The following is a 17,980-nucleotide window of genomic DNA, read 5'->3' as shown; positions in this document are numbered from 1 at the left end:
GCCCGCTGCGGGGCTCGTGGCGCCTGGCGACGTCATCCAGATAAGCAGGCCCGCCGGGGGCCCGCAATGACCCCCTTTACTAGTGGTGGCCGGATTAGTGAGGGACGCGAAGTATGTGGCGTGCGTCTCAATCCGCAGGTCAGGCGGGGTGCAAGGCAGGGTGAATCGGGCAAAAGGTGCTACGGCTCGGGGTCGTAGGTGACGTGCGTCATGTGGGGTCCTTCACCGGCCCGCACGCGTCCCGTACTCGAATCTGCGCGCCGGGTCACTGTCCGGGACCGTCGAATGTGGCCGCGGTCTCGCGCGCGGGCAGCTCCGAGGTTCTGGGCCGGGACGCTGTCGCCCGGTCGACGGTGAGTGGGCGACGCTACCCATTTGGTATACCGATTTCTGTCGATCAACACCCGCCCTTCGGTGAGGATGTTCTGGGGAGACAACGCGCACCAATCACACTGGCCACTGTTGCGTCGAAGGATTTTGGTATACAAAACGAGGGGTGACTGCTCGCCACCCGGACACCGGAGATGTCATGTGTCTTGAGCCCGCCCCTCCGCCCCCGAACCGGCTCACGCGGCGCGGCGTGCTCGCCGGAGCCGCGGCTCTCGCGGGAACCGCGGCGGCCCTCTCCGCGGCGGGCCCTGCCGCCGCACGCCCGACGGACCGGGCGGACCAGGCGGCACCGTACGGCGACCTGGTGATCGAGGGCGGCACGCTGCTCGACCCGGCCACGGGCGAGGTGACCGAGGACGCGGTCGTAGTGATCCGCACGGGCAAGGTGGACCGGGCGGGCCCACGCCGCAAGGGAGGCGTCCCCGCAGGCCTGCCCCGCCTGGACGCCCGGGGGCAGTGGGTGCTCCCCGGGCTGGTCGACGCGCACATCCACCTCGGCACCGTCGGCGAGGCGCGGGAGGCGGTGACCAAGGGAGCCACCAGCGCACGGAGCGGGTCCACGACCTTCTATCAGGACATCGCGGTCCGGGAACTCGCCCGCCGGCTGCCCGTCCAGGCGCCCCGGCTGAGAGCCGCCGGCGTTTTCGTCACGCCCGACATGGGTGACTCGGTGCTCGCCGACCCCGACCTGGCGCCTCTCGCCGCTCTCAAGGGCGGAGTGCGTTCCGCCGAGGCTCTCCGGCGCGTGGTCGACGTGAACGTGGCCCGGGGCGCCGATGTGATCAAGACGCGGGTGAACGAGCGCGCCGGCCTGCCCGACCAGGACCCGCTGACCCAGGTGTACTCCTACGAGCAGCTGGCCGAGGTCGTGACGGCGGCCCGGCGCGCCGGCAAGGGCGTGCTCTGCCACAGCTACAGCGAACAGGGCTGCCACGACGCGGTGCGCGCCGGTATCCGGTCGCTCGAGCACGGTGTCTTCGTCGGTGAGCGCACCCTGCACGAGATGCGGAGCAGGGGAACGTACTTCACGCCCACCCTGACCGCCATCGCGGGGCTCGCCGAGTCGCCCGACCCGGTGCTGGCCGAGCGGGGCCGCGCCTATCTGCCCGTCCTCAAGGACGCCGTCCGCGCCGCCCACGAGATGGGTGTGCCCCTGGCCGCGGGCACGGATTCGTCCGGCGGCGAGGTGACCCCCATCGGACACGAGGTCGCACTCATGCATGCCGCCGGGCTGTCACCGCTGGACGCCATCCGCACGGCCACCACCAACGCGGCGCGGCTGCTCGGGCTCTCCGGCACCGTCGGCCGGCTGGCACCGGGGTGTGCGGGTGACGTCCTCGTCGTCGCCTCCGACCCCCTGAGCGATGTCTCGGCGCTGTCCCGGCCCGCCCGCGTCGTCCGTGCCGGCCGGATCTGCTGAGCGTCACGGCCACACCCGGGCGCCCCAAAGGCCCCCTACGTCCTCTCGCCTCCCCGAAGGAGTACCCCCGTGACACCCACGCCCTCATCGCCGTCCCGGCGCGCCGTACTCGCCACCGCCACCGCCGTCGGCGCGGCGCTGTCCACGGGCGCGGCATCGGCCGCGGCCGAGGCGCGGAAGCCTCCTCGCAAGGCGGTGATCTTCCGGAACGTGCGGCCCTTCGGCGCCCGCAGGCCCGTGGACCTCACCGTCGTCGACGGCCGGATCAGCGACCGTCCCGCCCCCGGGAACGCGGACGTGATCGACGGCGGCGGCCGCATCGCCCTGCCGTCCCTGGTCGACGCGCACATCCATCCCGACAAGACGTCATGGGGCGGCTCCTGGGTGTCGCGCAAACCCGCGACCACCATCGCTGACTACGTCGCGCAGGACGTCGAGCTGTTCCACGGTCAGAGCCGGAGCGTGGGGGAGCGGGCATACGGGCTCATGGCGCACGCCGTGACGCGGGGCACCCGCGCGATGCGGGCCCACGCCGACGTGGCCCCCGCCTACGGACTGGCCGGCGTGGAAGGCATCGCCGAGGCGCGCGCACGGCTCGCGCACGCGCTGGACGTACAGATCGTCGCCTTCCCGCAGCACGGTGTCATCCGTACCCCCGGAACCGCCGCCCTGCTCGAAGAGGCAGTGCGAAGCGGCGCCGTGGACTTCATCGGCGGTATCGACCCGATCAGTTTCGACGGAGCCCTGAAAGAACAGCTCGACGTCGTCTTCGGGTTGGCGGACCGGTACGGCGTCGGCGTCGACATCCATCTCCACGACACCGACGACAAGGGCGTGACGGTGCTGCGCGACATCATCGACCGCACCCGGGCCCTGTCCCTGCGGGGCAAGGTCACCGTCAGCCACGTCTTCTGCCTGCCCAGACTGCCCGACGCGGAACTCGGCACGCTCGCCCAGCAATTGGGCGACCTCGACATCTCCCTGACCACCGTGGCGCCGAGCCGGGACCTCGTTCTGCCCATCGCCCGGCTGCGCGAGCACGGTGTCAAGGTGGGACTGGGCTCGGACGGAGTGCGCGACGCCTGGAGCCCCTTCGGCAACGCGGACATGATGCACCGCGCGCACATCCTCGGCTGGGTGACGGACATACGTCTCGACGAGGAACTGTCCTCCTGCTACGAGGCCGCCAGCCACGGGGGATCCGACGTCATGGGCCTGCCCCGGGCCGGCCTCACGCCCGGCAGCCCGGCCGACTTCGTCCTCGTGCGGGGCGAGTGCGTGCCGCAGGTCGTGGTCGACATGCCGCAGCGGGACATGGTGGTGCACGGCGGGACCGTCGTGGCCCGCGACGGTCGACTCGTCTGAGCAGGCGCCGTACCGCCGGCGCGAAGGGACGCCGTCAGGCCCGTGCGAGGAGTGCCGTCCGACCGGGCCGGGCGGCACCTTCGCATGCCTCGGACCGGACCGCTTCCAAGCCGGTGAAAAGCCTGGTGAACGGCCCGGCAGGACCCTTGACTCCACCGATCGGCGAAACCTACCTTCTGCGAACCGGAAATCGCCTTCCGTCTTGGGAAACTCCCCGTTCCCCGCCCACCGATCCCAGGAGCCCCCATGACTGCCCTGGACGACCAGTCGCCCGTGGAGACCCGCGCCGCCCTCAGCCCCGGCCTCTACACCTACGACCTCGCCCCGACGAAGCGCGAAGGGCGCCGCTGGGGCGCCTACAACGTCTTCACCCTCTGGGCCAACGACGTGCACAGCCTCGGCAACTATGCCTTCGCCATCGGTCTCTTCGCCCTCGGTCTGAGCGTATGGGGCATCCTCGCGGCCTTCGCCGTCGCCTCCGTCCTGCTCTTCCTCCTGCTGACCCTGTCCGGGTTCATGGGCCACAAGACGGGTGTCCCCTTCCCGGTCATGAGCCGCATCGCGTTCGGCGTCAACGGCGCCAAGATCCCGGCCGGCGTCCGCGGCGCCGTCGCCATCGCCTGGTTCGGCATCCAGACCTACCTCGCCTCCGTGGTCCTGAGCACCCTTCTGGTCGCCATGTTCCCGGAGTTGAGCGGTCTGGACACCAACTCCGTGCTCGGCCAGTCGACGCTCGGCTGGATCACCTTCCTCACGCTGTGGGCCCTGCAAGTGCTCATCGTCAGCTACGGCATGCAGATGATCCGCCGCTACATGGCGTTCGCCGCGCCCACGACGCTCATCACCATGTGCGCCCTGGCGCTGTGGATGTTCGTCCGCGCCGACGGCTCGATCTCCTTGTCCATCGACGCACCGCTCACCGGCGGCGCGATGTGGCTGCACATTCTGCAGGCCGCCGCCCTGTGGGTGGTGATCTACGGGACGTTCGTCCTGAACTTCTGCGACTTCACGCGGTCCGCCCGGAGCCGTACCTCCATCGTCCGCGGAAACGTCGTCGGCATCCCGGTGAACATGCTCTTCTTCGCCGTCATCGTGGCTGTCCTCAGCGGCGCCCAGTTCAAACTGGACGGCCGTGTCATCACCAGCCCCACGGACATCGTCAGGACGATCCCCAACATGTTCCTGCTGGTGACGGCATCCCTCGCGCTCATCGCCCTGACGGTGGCGGTCAACCTGCTGGCCAACTTCGTCGCACCCGTCTACGCGCTCGTCAACCTCTTCCCGCGCCGGCTGGACTTCCGGCGGGCCGCCGTCGTCAGCGCCGTCCTGGGCCTGGTGATCACGCCCTGGAACCTCTACAACAACCCGATCGTCGTCAACTACTTCCTGGGCGGGCTCGGTGCCCTGCTCGGCCCGCTGTTCGGTGTGATCATGGCGGACTACTGGCTGCTGCGCAGGGCCCGCGTGAACGTGCCCGACCTGTACACCGAGGACGCACAGGGCGAGTACCACTACCGCCACGGCTACAACCCGCGCGCCGTCCTCGCCTTCCTCCCCAGCGCCGCGATCGCCGTCGTCGTCGCCCTGGCGCCGGCGTTCCGGGACGCGGCCGGATTCTCCTGGTTCGTCGGAGCCGTACTCGCCGCCGGGCTCTACACGGTCATCGCCGACCGCGCCACCCCGACCCGTGACATCGACGGCGAAGCCATCGCCGTCGACGCCGAATAGACCGGACAACAGACGGAAAGGGCACCCATGCGCATCCTCGTCGTCAACGTCAACACCACGCAGTCCATCACCGACTCCATCGGCGAACAGGCGGCCCGCGTGGCCTCCGCGGAAACCGAGATCGTCCCGCTGACCCCCTCGTTCGGCGCCGAGTCCGTGGAGGGCAACTATGAGAGCTACCTCGCGGCGATCGCCGTGATGGAAGCCGTCCGCGCCCACCCCGAGCCCTTCGACGCGGTCATCCAGGCCGGATACGGCGAACACGGCCGCGAAGGACTGCAGGAACTGCTTGACGTCCCCGTGGTCGACATCACCGAGGCCGCCGCGAGCACGGCCCAGTTCCTCGGCCGGCGCTACTCCGTCGTCACGACCCTCGACCGCACCGTCCCTCTGATCGAGGAACGCCTCCACATCGCCGGGCTCAGCGCCCGCTGCGCCTCCGTGCGTGCGAGCGGACTGCCCGTGCTCGACCTGGAGCGCGACGACGAGACCACCGTCGACGCCATCGCCGAGCAGGCCCTGCGGGCCGTCCGGGAGGACGGAGCCGAGGTGATCTGCCTCGGCTGCGGAGGCATGGCCGGCCTGGCGGAGGCCGTCGTCGAGCGCACCGGCGTGCCCGCCGTCGACGGGGTGACCGCCGCCGTGACGATCGCCGAGTCGCTGGTCCGCCTCGGCCTGTCCACATCGAAGGTGCGTACCTACGCGCCGCCGCGGCCCAAGCGGATCGTCAACTGGCCGCCCCCGGCGGGCTGACAGGCCGAGAGCCGTCCGCGGCCGGACCGCCTCCCCGCCCGGGCGCCCCGTCGCCGCGTGTGCCGCCGAAGACACCGTTCGCTAAGGTCGCTGTGCGCGGATCCCGTGGCACACGGTGCACCGTGAAGGACCCCGGTGCACCGCGGGGTGCCCAGGAGAGAAGAAGGACGGGGATGACTGAGCAAGGCAACTTCGCACCCGAGTCGGAGCGGGTGACGCGGCAGTTGCGTGACGAGATCCTCGACGGAGTACGACGACCCGGCAGCCGGCTGGTCGAACGGGAACTGGCCGAGGCGCTGGGCGTCAGCCGCCTCCCCGTACGGGAAGCCCTGAAGGTGCTCGTGGCCGAGGGCCTGGTGACGCCGCGACCGCGGTCCTGGGCGGTCGTACGGGAGTTCACCCCCAGTGACGCGGCCGACCTCGACGAGGTGCGGTCGGCTCTGGAGAGCTTGTCGTTCCGGTTGGCCGCGCAGCGGCACACGCGCGCCGGACTGGAGAAGCTGCGGGCCGACGTGGACGCCGAACTCGAAGCCGCTCGCGCCGGTGACGCGGTGCGCGCGCGGCGCGCGGCGGCGGACTTCCACCAGACGGTCACCTCGCTGGCCGGCAACGAATTGCTGACCGAACTCGAACGTGTCCTGCGCAGCAGGTTGCGCTGGCTGCTCGGGCAGCACGACGACCTGCTGGCCGTCGCCCGGGAACACGAGGCGCTCTACGACGCCATCGCGGAACGCGACGTGCCCCGGGTCGAGGCCCTGGTGGCGCAGCACCTGGCCAGCAGCCGCAAGGCGGCCATGGGCCACTGGAAACAGAACCGGACCTGATCGGCCCCGCCGCCTCCCTCGCCCACGGGCCCCGGCCATCAGTCACGGCAAGTGTCGCCGACGGAACGGGCGGCCTTGTTGAACCAGGCGGCGACGTCCGCCGCGGTCGACTCCACCTCCGTGGCGCCGGCTCCGCGCACCACGGCACGGCCCGCGCGAGTGGTGGTGTTCCGCGGTGCCGTCATCAGCGAACCCACCGCGAGCTTCAATTCCGCATCGACCACACCCGGCCTGGCCCGGATGTCGTCGACCGACGGCATCGAGAGCACTCGTCCCGGCGGAGCGCTCAGCGTGACCCATCCGAACAGGTCCTCGCCGAGCGCCGCACCGGCTCGCCCGGGGGCGGGAAGGGCCAGCACCGCCGCCGCCCACTCCCGGTGCAGGTCGACCCCGGTGGTCAGCAGAACGGACCGGTCGATGCGTCCGCCCGCGATACGTCCGGCACACTCGCCGAAGACGAGTGTGCCGTCCGTCTGCTCGAAGGCCTCCAGGTGGTACACCCCGTCGGTGAAACCCAGGACGTCGGCCACTGTCTGGACCAACCGCCGCGCCCGCGCGTACCGCGTTCCCTCCTGAGCGGCGCGCAGCGCGACAGAGCCGTTGAGCGCTCCGTCCAGGGCAGTGATCTGGTTCTGGAAGTACCGGGACACGCAGAGCTCGACGACCTGCCCGCTCCTGACCGTACCGTCGATGTGCAGTTCGTCGCCGGGCACGAACTCCTCGCACAGCCAGGGGCCCGCGCCGTGGCCCTTCTTCCAGGTGGCGACGTCGTCGGCGGAGCGCAGCGCCGCGGTGTCCGCGGCCCCCGCCCCGGACGGCGGCTTGACCACGACGGGCAGCCCGCCCACCGAGGTCACGGCCTCCGCCAGTTCCTCCGGATGGACGAAGACCGCGGACCGCGCCAACGGCACGCCCGCGCGGCGCAGCGCCGTCTTCTGGGCCTGCTTGTCCCGCAGCAGCACCGCCGTGGACAAGGGCAGCGAACGAGCCGCGCAGGACGCGCCGATCGCCGCGGCCGCCACCAGGCCGTGCTCCAGGGCGCTGGTGACCACGTCGAACTCGTCCAGGCTGATCCCGTCTCGTGCGAGACCCAGCAGGACCTGCTCGGCGTCCATCGGGTCCGCCACCACCACGATGCGGTCGACCGGACCGCGCCGGCGCAGCGAGACCGCGTGTCTGGGCGTCGCGACACAGGTGATCCGTGCCCCCCGCTCGCCCAGAGCCGCCACCGATTCGTCCGGTTTCGCACCGAGCAGCAGGACCCGGCCGCCGCCATCGACTTCACGCATCATGTTCTCCTCCGAGGTAACCACCGGCATCATCACGGGGACCACCGCGTCGCCCGCCCGTCGACGGGGCGCCGGTCCCCTTCGCCCTCTGCTCCGCCGCGTCCTTCACCCGGGCTCCGATCCGGCCCGCTCGAACGGGTCGATCCGCTGCGCGAAGGCACCGTGCTCCACGACCGCCAGCCCCTGGCTGTACGGAACACCCTGGCGCTCCAGTTGCTCCGCGACCGCCGGTGACGGCCCGGCGAACCGCAGCAGGTCGGCATCCGGGACCACCACGACCCGCGGGTCGCGCATGTCCTCGGCGGCGACCTGCCGCAGCGCGTCGACGCGGCGCTGGACGTGCGGCCAGTAGCCGGCCATCTTGGCGCCGCCCAGCACGTGGCAGTCGCCCAGCAAGGGGAGCATCGCGAGGTTGCTGTAGTTGTCGAACACGGTCGCCTGACGTGCCGGGCACTCCACGAGCACGCCGTCGGGCGTCACCCGCCGCCCCTGCGCGTGGCCGGTGAGCAGGCGGCACCAGGCGAGCAGCGACTCACTGGACTCGTCGGTCACGGCAGCGGGGTCCGCTGAGTGTTCCCGTACGAAGGAGACGAGCAGAGAGAGCGGAAGGTAGGTCGCCACCGGTCCGGACACCATGCCGGCCGCCCGTTCGACCACCGAGCCGACCAGCATGTACGAGACGGCCAGGTCCGCTCCCCACCGGGCGACCCGGGACGCGTGGAGGTCCGTCGGGGTCGCTCCGTCGAGCGTGACGTCCATCGGCGGCTGACTGGCGACGGTCACGTGCTTGCGCTTCTTGTTCCGGGAGAACTGACGATGACAGCGCACCTTCCCGTCCTCGTCCAGGTACCACCAGGCGTAGGGTCGCCAGCCGAGGTCGGAGAAGTTGATGTGGGGAAGGACGACGCGGACGTGGTGGGGCGGGTCCGCCTCCCGGCGCTGGAGGGCGCCCGCGTACCAGCAGACCCGCGTGCGCGGGTCGAACACGTTGGGGCTCGCGTGCGGCAGCGACACCAGGACGGTCCCGCTCGCGGCCCACCGTGTCAGCGAGGCGTCGTCGAGACCCAGCAGGTTCAGGACCTCGTCGGCGGCCGCGGCCGGCGCGTCCGGACGTACCAGGTCCCGGCGCCTGCGCCGTACGTAGTCGATGAACGTCTTCTCAGGTGGCACCGACCAGCTCCTCCATCTCCCTGTTCCGTCCCACGCCCCACCAGCTGAGCCCGGCCGCGCCCAGGACGACGGCGAGCACGAGCCAGGCGGCGGTGAGTCCGAAGCCCTCCACGAGCCAGCCGGCCACCAGTGCGGCGACGCACTTGGCCACGCCCGCGACGGCGTTGCGCACCACGGTGAACCGTCCCACCTGGTCCTCGGGCGGCGCCTGGTTGGTCAGCACCTGCATCACCATCACATGGGTGGTGAGGACGGCGCTGAGCACGAGGAACAGCAGCACGACGGCGGCCGGCCAGCGGGTCACGGCGATGCCGGCGGTCAACGCCGCGCCGACGAGGAAGGCGGCCCGCAGGACGACGTGCGACGTCAGTCGTCCGCCGGCCAACGCCGTTCCCGCGAGGAATCCACCGCTCATGCCGGCCACGCTGAGCACCGCGTAGAAGTCGCCGGATCCGGGCGACACCGCCTGGGCCAGGGGGACGGAGACGGTGGAGAGGAACGGGAGCGCGCCGCTGCTGGGGAACGAGTACAGCAGGATCATGAGCAGTACCCGTGAGCGGGCCGACGAACTCCCCACTGGCTTCTTTCCGGTCGGTGCCGCTGCTCGCCCGGTGTCCTGGGCCGCCGGTGCGGCCGCGGTGGCCGTCGTCTCCTCCTCGTGCGGCCCCGAGGGGGCGGCGCGTCGCACCGCCAGCAGTCCGGCCAGGTAGAGGAGGGCCGCGGTGGCGAAGCACCAGCCGACCGCTCCGAGTCCGAGCAGCACACCGGCGGCCCCGCCGCCGATCGCCCCGCCGACCTGGGCCAGCGAGGTGGAGCGCTGACGCAGCCGTACGGCCTCCGACGCCGCGTAGCCCTGGCGGATGACCCGGCCCGCGTGCGCCTTGTTCATCGTCTTGACGAAGCTCAGACTGCACTGCACGACCGCGAACGCGCCCAGGGCCGGCCCGGGGGGCGAGCCGGCCATCCATACCAGGGCGAGCAGCGAGGACCCGGCGAACAGCACCCAGTTGGTCCGCGACAGCCGGTGGGCCGCGTCTCCCGAGTCGGCCCTCTTGCGGACGATCAGCCCCAGGACGACACCTGGCAGGTAAGCCGCGGCGTTCATCGCCCCGGTCACCGCCGCGTTGTGGCTCAGGCGATAGGAGGCCCACATGATGGTGACCGCTTGGAGGGTCTCGGCGACGCTGCTGGTGCAGAAGAAGGTGAGCAGCCACCTGGCGCTGCGTGCGGGCCGGGGAGTCGCCACCTGTGTCATGGGGCCGTGCCGATCCCCGCCGTCACCGGTCCTGCGCCGCTCGGGGCCGTGATGGCGGTCCGCAGCCGGGCGGCCCCCTCCGCGGTCAGTCCCTCGTAGTAGGCGCGGTACTCGAAGTCGCAGGAGTTCGTCGGGTCGGCCCCGCGGGTCATGTTCCCCTCGCCGATCAGGACGACGCCGGGCAGCCGGCCTGCCTGGGCCGCCGGCAGTGGCAGGCTGCCGTCCGCGTTGGGGCGGGCCCAGAGCATCCCGCTGGTCTCGGCCGCCGGATGCCCGGGCGCGAAACCGAGGTGGTCGAGGCCGAGTTGCGCGGCCACGAAGGCGGCCCAGATGTCCGCTCCGGTCGTGACGCGCAGCAGTTCTCCCCAGCCGGCGCCGGCCGGACGGGCACCGACCTCCCCGAAGGACAGGTGCGCACCGTCGTACAGGAACTCCACGTGGAAGACGCCGTCGCCGGCGTCGAGCGCCTCGATCACGCGGCCGGTGAGATCGGTCAGCCGGGGCCGCAGCGGGTCGTCACGGCGCAGGAACGACGTGCCCCAGGTCCCGGTGGTCTGCAGGGCCGGCCGGTCGTACTCGGAGATCACCAGCCAGGAGACCCGGCCGTCGTGGAAGACACCGTCGCAGTGGAACTCGCGCTCGACCGCGACGGCCTCCTCGACCAGCCACAGACCGTCCTGGCCCGCGAGCCAGGCGCGGGCCCGGTCGACCGGCATCCGACGCACGTCCCGTGACGCCGAAGAGGCGATCGGCTTCACGACCACGTCGGTGGTGCCGGGCGTGAGCTCCGGTCCGTCCGCCAGGAAGCGTCCGGACAGCCAGGCACGGGGGGAGGGCACCACGGAGCCGAGCCGGCCGCGCATCCGCCACTTGTTCGTGACCAGCAGGCTCTGCTGGTAGTCGAGTCCCGGCAGGCCGTACTGGCTGCGCAGGAACCCGGCGGCGAGCATGGTGCTCTCGCTCGTCGCCACCACCGCGGCGAACGGCCGGCGGGACATCAGCTCGTCGGCGGCGCGCAGCAGGTCGGGGCCCGGCAGCCGGTCGTGCCGTTCCGCCCCGGAGGGGAGACGGACGAACTCGTGGGTGTCCGAGAACATGCTCATGGCCCGGCGGGCCCATTCCTTGTCGCGTCCCAGCACGAGGACGCGGGTCCTGGATTCCGACACGTCAGGCGCTCCGGTTGAAGTCGGCTATCGCACGCAGTTCCTGTACCAGTTCCTTGTGCGTGGCGGCTTTGACGATGGCGTGTCCGCAGCGGCCGTAGATGCCCACCCGGTCGTTCTCCGGCGCGGGGTAGTCCACCTCGACCACATCGAAACGGTCACGGAAGGACTCCTCCGACAGATCCCGGTCCGGGTTGCGGACGAGATAGATCCAGCCGAACAGGTCGGTGGGCTCGCTCCCCTGTTCCGGCACTTCGGGCGCCCGGCCGAGCGCCACGTCGAGGGTGGCGCCGTACAGGTCGATCCCGTGGGTCATGCGCAGCACCTCGGGTGTCAGCGCGCCGGCCGGGCGTGCTCCCACCTCGCCCAGCACCAGTTCACCGTCGGGCCGCACGAACGCCTCGAGGTGGAAGACGGTGTCGGGGGCGTCCAGCTCGTGGAGCACGTCGGACGCGAACCGGCTGGCCCGTTCGCTCAGTTCGCTCTCGGCGGGCCCGAGCGGTGCGTCGGCGACCGCACCCCCCTGGGTCCAGCCCATCAGCGGCGCGAGGTAGCTCGACACCGCGGCCCACACCAGGCGGCCGTCCCGCCACACTCCGTCGACGTGTATCTCGTGGCCCTCCACGAACGATTCGGCCACCGTCCGTACCTCGGACACGAACGCGTGACGGCGCAGGTAGTCGTCGAGTTCTTCCTGGCTGCGGACGGGTTCGGTGGCCTGGGAGCCGAAACCGTCCGCCGGCTTGACCACGAAGGTCGCGCCGAGGCGCTCCGCCAGTGCCGCGTAGTCGGGGTCGGAGGGCTCCAGGTACACGCATGCGGCCGTGGGAATGCGCGGGGACACCGCGCGTTTCTGGATCCGCTTGTCACGGAACCTCAGGCACCGTGCCAGGTCGGTGTCACCGGGCAGTCCGAACACCGAACGCAGCACGGTCGCCGCGAACATGGGGTGTTCGTGGCCGGTGACGACCGCGCTGACGTCGGTGCCCGGATATTCCGTCACGGCACGCAGCACTTCCTCGCCGTCGGCGAGGTCGGCGACCCTCGTGTAGGACAGGCCGCTCAGCCCCGGCTTCAGCTTGTCGACGACGAAGTGGAGGTCCAGGTCCCGTCGCCGAGCCGCCTCGACGAAACCCGCTCGATATCCCAGACAGACAACTGTCACTCTCGTGCACCGATCTCTTTCACATAGAGGTGATGGGCTGGGGGAAAAGGCTGCGTCGGCCGGTATCCCAAGGAGGTGAAGAACTCGATGTTGGCGCCGAGACTGTCGCGCAGGGCGATCACCATCCGGCGTCCTCCCAGAGCCAGAGCCCGGTCCTCGACGGCGGCGACCAACTGCGTCCCTATGCCGCGCCGGCGCCACGGGACGGGGACGGCCAGGGCGTCCAGGGTGTGCCCCGCCGGATCCGGCGTCTGGTGCACCACGCCCACCAGCTCGTCCTCCCTGTGGGCCACCAGCCAGGAGGAGACACAAGCGCGGACGGCTTCGGCGGACCATGTGAGCGCGGTGGGGCGGAACCCCGCCGCGAAAGGCCGGTAGACCTCCTGGACAAGGTCCGCCACGGACGTCGCGTCCGCGGCCCGCGCCTGCCGGATCCGGACGGGGATCACCGCGGACGGACGGCGTAGAACGCCTCGCTGACGTAGGGAAGCCGCAGGCGTCCGCCGTCCTCGTACCGCCCGCACAGCTCGCGCAACCGGGCGTAGAAGACCGGCCCGACGGCCGCGACGGCCCGTTGGGCCTGGGTGGAGGAGGAACTCATGGTGACGAACGCGTCGACGGTCAGCGTCTGCACCCAGTCCGATGCCCGGCGCTCCACCTCCGCGAACGCCACGCCCAGTTCGTCCGCGATGTCGAAGCTGCGGTACGAGCGGCTGTAGCCGGGGGAGAGTTCCTCCAGCAGGTCCTCGTACGCGGCGGCGAAACCGCCGGCCGCGTGGTCGCGGTTGTTCTGGATGACCAGGCACAACCCGGCGGGAGCCAGACACCGCGTGGCCTCGCGCACATAGGTGGCCCGGTCCATCCACTGGTAGGACTGGGCGGCCACCACGAGGTCGACGGAGGAGGGCGGGCACGAGGCGAGGTAGCCCTCGGCGGTGCCCTCGTGCCACACGACATGCGGGAACTTCTCCCGCCCGACCCGGATCATGTCCGTCGACACGTCCACCGCGTGCACCGTCGCGTCATCGGGCAGGTGCGGCAGCAGTCCCTCCAGGGCGATGCCGGTCCCGGCTCCGGCGTCGACGACCGTCAGCCGGCCGGTCTTCGGCAGGTACCCGACGGCGTGCTGGAACAGTCCGGTGGGGTAACGCGGCCGTGCCTGATCGTAGTTGTTGGCCAGTCCGTCGAACTTGGCTTCGGAAGTGGACAAGTGGCTCACCCTCCGGTAACTCGGGTCTTGACACGGGGCAGGAGCCCGCCGTGGCTGATCATCTCCAGGAGGAAGGGCGGCGGTTCGGGGAAGGTGGCCAGGGTCGTCCCCTCGCACCGGATCTCCCCGCGCCCCAGGTCGAGGGATATGACCATCCCCTCGGCGAGGCGATCGGTGTCGGCTTCGATGGCCGGCAGCGCCAGGTTCCAGCAGTTGCGGAAGAGGATCCGCCCGAAGCGAGGAGCGATCACCAGGCCGATCCCGTTGGCCAGGAGGGTGGAGACCGCCTGCTCCCGGGAGCTGCCGATGCCGAAGACCGAGTCGCTGACGATCGCGTCCCCCGGCTCGACGGTGTCGACGAACCCGGGGAGATACGCCTCGAACAGGTGCGGCGCGAGGAGCTTCGGGTCGGTGTGCATGTGCTTGTACCGGGCGGGGATGATGTCGTCGGTCGAGACCGTACCCGCGACCCGGCGTACCCGGTACGTCGACGTGTGCGTCACGGCAGGTCCTCCACCCGGGGAATGGCACCGGACAGCGCGGTGGCGGCGGCCACGACGGGCGAGGACAGATAGATGTTGGCCTCGGGATTGCCCATCCGGCCGCGGAAGTTGCGGTTCATGGTCGACAGCACGTTCTCGCCCCGGGCGGGCAGCGGGCCCTGGGTTCCCACGCAGGTGCCGCAGCCGGCGGGGGTGACCACGGCTCCCGCGGTCAGCAGGGTGTCGATGTAGCCGGCGCGCATCGCCTCACGGTAGACCGCGTTGGAGCCCGGGGTCACGACGAACTGGATTCCCGGTCCCACCCGCCGGCCCCGCACGACCGCCGCCGCCTCGGCGATGTCCTCCAGCCGGCTGTTGGTGCAGCTGCCCAGGAAGACGTACGAGATCGGGGTGCCCGCCGCCTCGTCCAGCGGCACGGTCCGGGCCGGGAGGTGGGGGAGCGCCACCGTCGGCTGCAGGCCGCCGATGTCGAAGTCGACCCGGGGAAGTCCCGGCGCCGTCCCCGTGGGGATCGCCCCCCGCTCGTCGGGGACGAAGACACACTTCGCACCGAGTTCGACGCCCAGGCTGGCCAGGCTGGCGGACGCGTCGTCGGAGAGCGAACGCGCCCACGCTCCGGTGAACTCCACCGACCGGTACAGGAAGGGCTCCTGGCCCTTGTCCCGCAACAGGGAGAGCAGGACGTCACGCGGCCGTGTGGCCCGTGCCGGGGTGCCGGTGAACCTCACCTCGACGGTGTCGGGGACCCTCAGCCAGGTGGTCCCCGTCACCATCGCGGCCACGATGTCCGAGGCGCCCATCCCGAGCCCCAGCGCCCCGAAGGCACCGCCCACACACGTGTGCGAGTCGGAACCCAGGACCAGGGCGCCGGGGGAGAACCAGCCGACCTCTGCGGCGAGCACATGGCTGATCCCCTGGCCCCGTGCCCGTACGTCCACTCCGAGACGTGCCGCGAACCTGTCCGCGTCCTTCATCCGGTCGGCCATGTCGATGTCGGCCACGAGCACGGAGTGGTCGAAGACGAAGCTCACCCGCTCCGGGTCGAAGACCTCTGTGAATCCGTGCTGTTCGTACAACCTGGCGATGGTGGGCGCGTTGCCGTCCTGTACATAGACCCGGTCGGGCCGGACGGTCACCAGCCGGCCCGGCGTGACCGGGCCCTCACCGCCGGCCAAGTGGCCGGCGATGATCTGTTCGGCCAGCGGGACGCCGCCTTCGAGCTTCTTCGTCACACCCAGTCCTCAGTGCTGTGTGGCGCGGGCCTTGCCGGCCATCTCGCGAAGCCGGTGCGGAGGAACCGTTCCGCCGGTGGCGATGGCCTCGGCGCGCACCTCCCGCAGCAACTCGTCCAGCGTGTCCGAGTCCAGTCCGGCGCCCTCCTCGCCCAGTGCGTGGGCGATCACGCCGCGTCCGGAGTGCTTGCCCACGAGCAGCTTGCGCTCGCCGCCGACCCGCTCCGGGGGAAAGGGTTCGAACGTCGAGGTGTCCCGGAGCATGCCGGTGGTGTGGATGCCCGATTCGTGCGCGAAGACATTGGGCCCCACGATCGGCTGCCACGGCGAGGAGGGGAAGCCGCAGGCGTGGGAGACCAGGCGGGACAGCGCGGTGAGCTGCAGGGTGTCGATGCCGAGGTCGACGTCGTACCACTGGCGCAGGCTCATCACCACCTGGGCGAGGTCGGCCATGCCGGCCCGCTCGCCGATGCCGTTGACCGTCACGTGGAAGTAGCGCACGCCGGCCTCGATGGCGGCCAGCGTGTTGGCCACGGCCAGCCCGAAGTCGTTGTGGCAGTGGGCCTGCAGGTCGATGTCACACACGCCGGTGATGGCGCGGACCCGGTCGGCGTACTGGCTGGGCGACAGGATGCCGATGGTGTCGGACAGCCGCAGCCGGTCCGCACCCGCCTCGGCGACGGCGACGGCGTACTCCTTGAGGAACTCGGGCTCGGTCCGCCCTATGTCCTCCGCGCTGATGCTGACGAAGCAGCCCTGGTCCTTGGCCATCTTCACCATGTCCTGCGCGGTGCTCAGCAGCCACGTGCGGTCCTTGCGCACCGAGTTCTTCAGGTGGTTGTCGGAGGTGGGCAGACCGATGTGCACAGCCCTGAAGCCCAGGTCGATGCTCTTCTGCACGTCGCTTCGCACACCGCGGTTCCAGCCGATGAGGGTGACCTCGTCGCGGCGCTCCAGCATCTCCTTGAGCGCCTTGACCTCCTCACCGCCCATGGTGGGGATGCCCGGCTCGATCCAGCGCACGCCGGCGTCCACGAGGGCGTTGAAGATCTTCACCTTCTTCTCCGCCGAGAGTGCCACCCCGGGAGTCTGCTCGCCGTCGCGCAGGGTGGTGTCCTCGAGAATCAGGTCATCGCGCATGATGGTGTTCCCCTTCCGATGTGGTGACGTTCCGGGTGACGTACCGGTTCTCGGGACGACGCAGTCCCAACTTCTCGCGCAGCGTCCCGGGTCGGTACCGCCGCTTGAAGACTCCCCTGTGCTGGAGCCGGGGCAGGATGTTCTCGGAGAAGTCGCCGAGGCTTTCCGGCAGCATCGGCGGCATGATGTTGAACCCGTCGGCGGCGCCGCTTTCGAACCACCGGACGATCTCGTCGGTGACCGCGTCATAGCTGCCGATGAGAGTCATGTGCCCGCGTGAGGTGGTCATCCTCTCGTACAACTGACGGACGTTCAGCCCCTCGTCGTAGGCGAGTCGCTCGATGAGCGCGCGACGGCTCGTGTTCGCGTTGCTGGGCGGCAGGCGCGGCAGCGGTCCCTCGATGTCGCATGAGGACAGGTCGAAGCCGCCGACGAGGTCCGACAGCATGCTCAAACCGAATTCCGGCCGGATGAGCGACTGGAGTTCCTCGACCTTGTCCTGGGCCTCCTTCTCGGTCGTTCCCGCGTAAACGGTGAGGCCGGGAAGAATGATGACGCCCGGGTTCAGCCTGGCACAGCGGGACGCACGCCGGTCGAGGTCCTTCGCGAACACGAGGGCGGATTCCAGGTCCGGCTGGGCCGTGAACACCATCTCGGCCGTCCTGGCGGCCAGTTCACGGCCGGCCTCCGAGGAACCGGCCTGCACGATGACCGGATGACCCTGCGGCGGCCGCGAGACGTTGAGTTCGGCGTCCAGGGAGAAGACACTGCCGCGGTGACGCAACTCGTGGCGCTTGGCGGGGTCGTAGAACTGCCCCTTCGCCTTGTCGGCGGGGAACGCGTCGTCCTCCCAGGTGTCCCAGAGCCCCCGCACGATGTCGATGAACTCGTTCGCCCGTCGGTACCGCTCCGCGTGCGCGGGGTGGGAGGGCAGCCCCAGGTTCCTGGCCGCCGCCGGCTTCGATGTGGTCACCAGGTTCCAGGCGGCGCGCCCTTTCGAGATGATGTCGAGACTGGCGTACTCGCGCGCCAGGTTGTAGGGCTCCTTGTAGGTCGTCGAGGACGTTGCCACCAGGCCAATGTCCTGACTGACCATGGCCAGTGCGCCCATCAGCGTGAGGGGTTCGAAGAAGGTCACCCGTCCGCCGAAGCCGGCCCGGTCGTCGTTGAACACCGCCGGGGCGTCGGACAGGAACAGCGTGTCGAACAGGTGCTGTTCGGCGAGTCGGGTCACCTCTACGTAGTGGTCGAGGTTGCGCGTGGCCGTGGTGTCACTTGCGGGATGCCGCCAGGAGGCGGCGTGGTGGCCGGTGCCGTAGGAGACGTAGGCACCCATGACCATGTGTTCCCTGCGTTGCGAGGGCATGTGGTCG

At 70.7% G+C, this 17,980-nt stretch carries 16 protein-coding genes; 5 read left to right on the top strand and 11 right to left on the bottom strand.

Annotated elements, in window-relative coordinates:
• Positions 1-529 precede the first annotated feature (529 nt).
• From ACSURM_RS01510 to ACSURM_RS01490, 5 genes are all read left to right on the top strand, one after another.
• Positions 530-1,810 carry an amidohydrolase family protein gene (locus ACSURM_RS01510; protein ID WP_436952663.1) on the top strand — a complete coding sequence of 427 codons (1,281 nt, stop codon included), beginning with the start codon at positions 530-532 and terminating at the stop codon, positions 1,808-1,810.
• A gap of 69 nt (positions 1,811-1,879) precedes the next feature.
• On the top strand, positions 1,880-3,175 hold the full coding sequence (locus tag ACSURM_RS01505) for an amidohydrolase family protein (RefSeq protein ID WP_436952661.1): 1,296 nt from the start codon (positions 1,880-1,882) through the stop codon (positions 3,173-3,175).
• 246 nt (positions 3,176-3,421) lie between these two features.
• Positions 3,422-4,903, top strand: coding sequence for an NCS1 family nucleobase:cation symporter-1 (locus ACSURM_RS01500; RefSeq protein WP_436952659.1), 1,482 nt, complete (start codon positions 3,422-3,424; stop codon positions 4,901-4,903).
• A gap of 27 nt (positions 4,904-4,930) precedes the next feature.
• The gene (locus ACSURM_RS01495; protein WP_436952657.1) at positions 4,931-5,656 is read left to right on the top strand and encodes an aspartate/glutamate racemase family protein; all 726 of its coding nucleotides are present in this window, start codon (positions 4,931-4,933) and stop codon (positions 5,654-5,656) included.
• 173 nt (positions 5,657-5,829) lie between these two features.
• Positions 5,830-6,480, top strand: a complete 651-nt coding sequence (locus ACSURM_RS01490) for a GntR family transcriptional regulator (RefSeq protein ID WP_436952655.1) — start codon at positions 5,830-5,832, stop codon at positions 6,478-6,480.
• Between the two features lie 38 nt (positions 6,481-6,518).
• On the opposite strand, the gene ACSURM_RS01485 is transcribed toward ACSURM_RS01490, so the two are convergent.
• The 11 genes from ACSURM_RS01485 to ACSURM_RS01435 all read right to left on the bottom strand — a co-directional run bounded on the left by ACSURM_RS01485 (position 6,519) and on the right by ACSURM_RS01435 (position 17,973).
• Positions 6,519-7,769, bottom strand: a complete 1,251-nt coding sequence (locus ACSURM_RS01485; RefSeq protein WP_436952653.1) for an ATP-grasp domain-containing protein — start codon at positions 7,767-7,769, stop codon at positions 6,519-6,521.
• A 105-nt stretch (positions 7,770-7,874) separates the two neighbouring features.
• Entirely contained in the window at positions 7,875-8,939 is a 1,065-nt protein-coding gene (locus tag ACSURM_RS01480) for a hypothetical protein (RefSeq protein WP_436952651.1), read from the bottom strand.
• On the bottom strand, positions 8,929-10,194 hold the full coding sequence (locus tag ACSURM_RS01475; protein ID WP_436952649.1) for an MFS transporter: 1,266 nt from the start codon (positions 10,192-10,194) through the stop codon (positions 8,929-8,931). The genes ACSURM_RS01480 and ACSURM_RS01475 overlap by 11 nt, the downstream gene beginning before the upstream one ends.
• On the bottom strand, positions 10,191-11,360 hold the full coding sequence (locus tag ACSURM_RS01470) for an ATP-grasp domain-containing protein (RefSeq protein WP_436952647.1): 1,170 nt from the start codon (positions 11,358-11,360) through the stop codon (positions 10,191-10,193). The genes ACSURM_RS01475 and ACSURM_RS01470 overlap by 4 nt, the downstream gene beginning before the upstream one ends.
• A 1-nt stretch (position 11,361) precedes the next feature.
• Complete coding sequence (locus tag ACSURM_RS01465) at positions 11,362-12,522, bottom strand: ATP-grasp domain-containing protein (RefSeq protein ID WP_436952645.1); 1,161 nt, start codon at positions 12,520-12,522, stop codon at positions 11,362-11,364.
• Positions 12,519-12,923, bottom strand: coding sequence for a GNAT family N-acetyltransferase (locus tag ACSURM_RS01460; RefSeq protein WP_436952643.1), 405 nt, complete (start codon positions 12,921-12,923; stop codon positions 12,519-12,521). The genes ACSURM_RS01465 and ACSURM_RS01460 overlap by 4 nt, the downstream gene beginning before the upstream one ends.
• 44 nt (positions 12,924-12,967) lie before the next feature.
• Positions 12,968-13,741 (bottom strand): class I SAM-dependent methyltransferase, encoded by a 774-nt coding sequence (locus ACSURM_RS01455; RefSeq protein WP_436952641.1) that lies wholly within the window; start codon positions 13,739-13,741, stop codon positions 12,968-12,970.
• Positions 13,738-14,235, bottom strand: a complete 498-nt coding sequence (locus ACSURM_RS01450) for a hypothetical protein (RefSeq protein WP_436952639.1) — start codon at positions 14,233-14,235, stop codon at positions 13,738-13,740. Before ACSURM_RS01450 ends, ACSURM_RS01455 begins: the two co-directional genes overlap by 4 nt.
• Positions 14,232-15,467 carry a 3-isopropylmalate dehydratase large subunit gene (locus ACSURM_RS01445; protein WP_436952637.1) on the bottom strand — a complete coding sequence of 412 codons (1,236 nt, stop codon included), beginning with the start codon at positions 15,465-15,467 and terminating at the stop codon, positions 14,232-14,234. The genes ACSURM_RS01450 and ACSURM_RS01445 overlap by 4 nt, the downstream gene beginning before the upstream one ends.
• Positions 15,468-15,476: 9 nt before the next feature.
• Positions 15,477-16,607: a homocitrate synthase/isopropylmalate synthase family protein gene (locus ACSURM_RS01440; RefSeq protein WP_436952635.1), complete on the bottom strand. Its 1,131-nt coding sequence runs from the start codon at positions 16,605-16,607 to the stop codon at positions 15,477-15,479.
• The gene (locus tag ACSURM_RS01435; protein ID WP_436952633.1) at positions 16,597-17,973 is read right to left on the bottom strand and encodes an LLM class flavin-dependent oxidoreductase; all 1,377 of its coding nucleotides are present in this window, start codon (positions 17,971-17,973) and stop codon (positions 16,597-16,599) included. The genes ACSURM_RS01440 and ACSURM_RS01435 overlap by 11 nt, the downstream gene beginning before the upstream one ends.
• Between the last annotated feature and the right edge of the window lie 7 nt (positions 17,974-17,980).

This window comes from Streptomyces sp. SudanB182_2057 (assembly GCF_964272715.1).
GTDB lineage: Bacteria > Actinomycetota > Actinomycetes > Streptomycetales > Streptomycetaceae > Streptomyces > Streptomyces rubradiris.
The sequence above is the reverse complement of the archived record's forward strand: the minus strand, read 5'-3'. Positions and strand labels throughout refer to the sequence as shown.

Excerpts from the sequence above, each read along its gene's own strand:
- ACSURM_RS01490 (WP_436952655.1), top strand. The coding sequence starts at position 5,830 with ATGACTGAGCAAGGCAACTTCGCACCCGAGTCGGAGCGGGTGACGCGG.
- ACSURM_RS01500 (WP_436952659.1), top strand. The coding sequence starts at position 3,422 with ATGACTGCCCTGGACGACCAGTCGCCCGTGGAGACCCGCGCCGCCCTC.
- ACSURM_RS01440 (WP_436952635.1), bottom strand. The coding sequence starts at position 16,607 with ATGCGCGATGACCTGATTCTCGAGGACACCACCCTGCGCGACGGCGAG.
- ACSURM_RS01475 (WP_436952649.1), bottom strand. The coding sequence starts at position 10,194 with ATGACACAGGTGGCGACTCCCCGGCCCGCACGCAGCGCCAGGTGGCTG.
- ACSURM_RS01435 (WP_436952633.1), bottom strand. The coding sequence starts at position 17,973 with ATGCCCTCGCAACGCAGGGAACACATGGTCATGGGTGCCTACGTCTCC.
- ACSURM_RS01495 (WP_436952657.1), top strand. The coding sequence starts at position 4,931 with ATGCGCATCCTCGTCGTCAACGTCAACACCACGCAGTCCATCACCGAC.
- ACSURM_RS01485 (WP_436952653.1), bottom strand. The coding sequence starts at position 7,769 with ATGCGTGAAGTCGATGGCGGCGGCCGGGTCCTGCTGCTCGGTGCGAAA.
- ACSURM_RS01510 (WP_436952663.1), top strand. The coding sequence starts at position 530 with ATGTGTCTTGAGCCCGCCCCTCCGCCCCCGAACCGGCTCACGCGGCGC.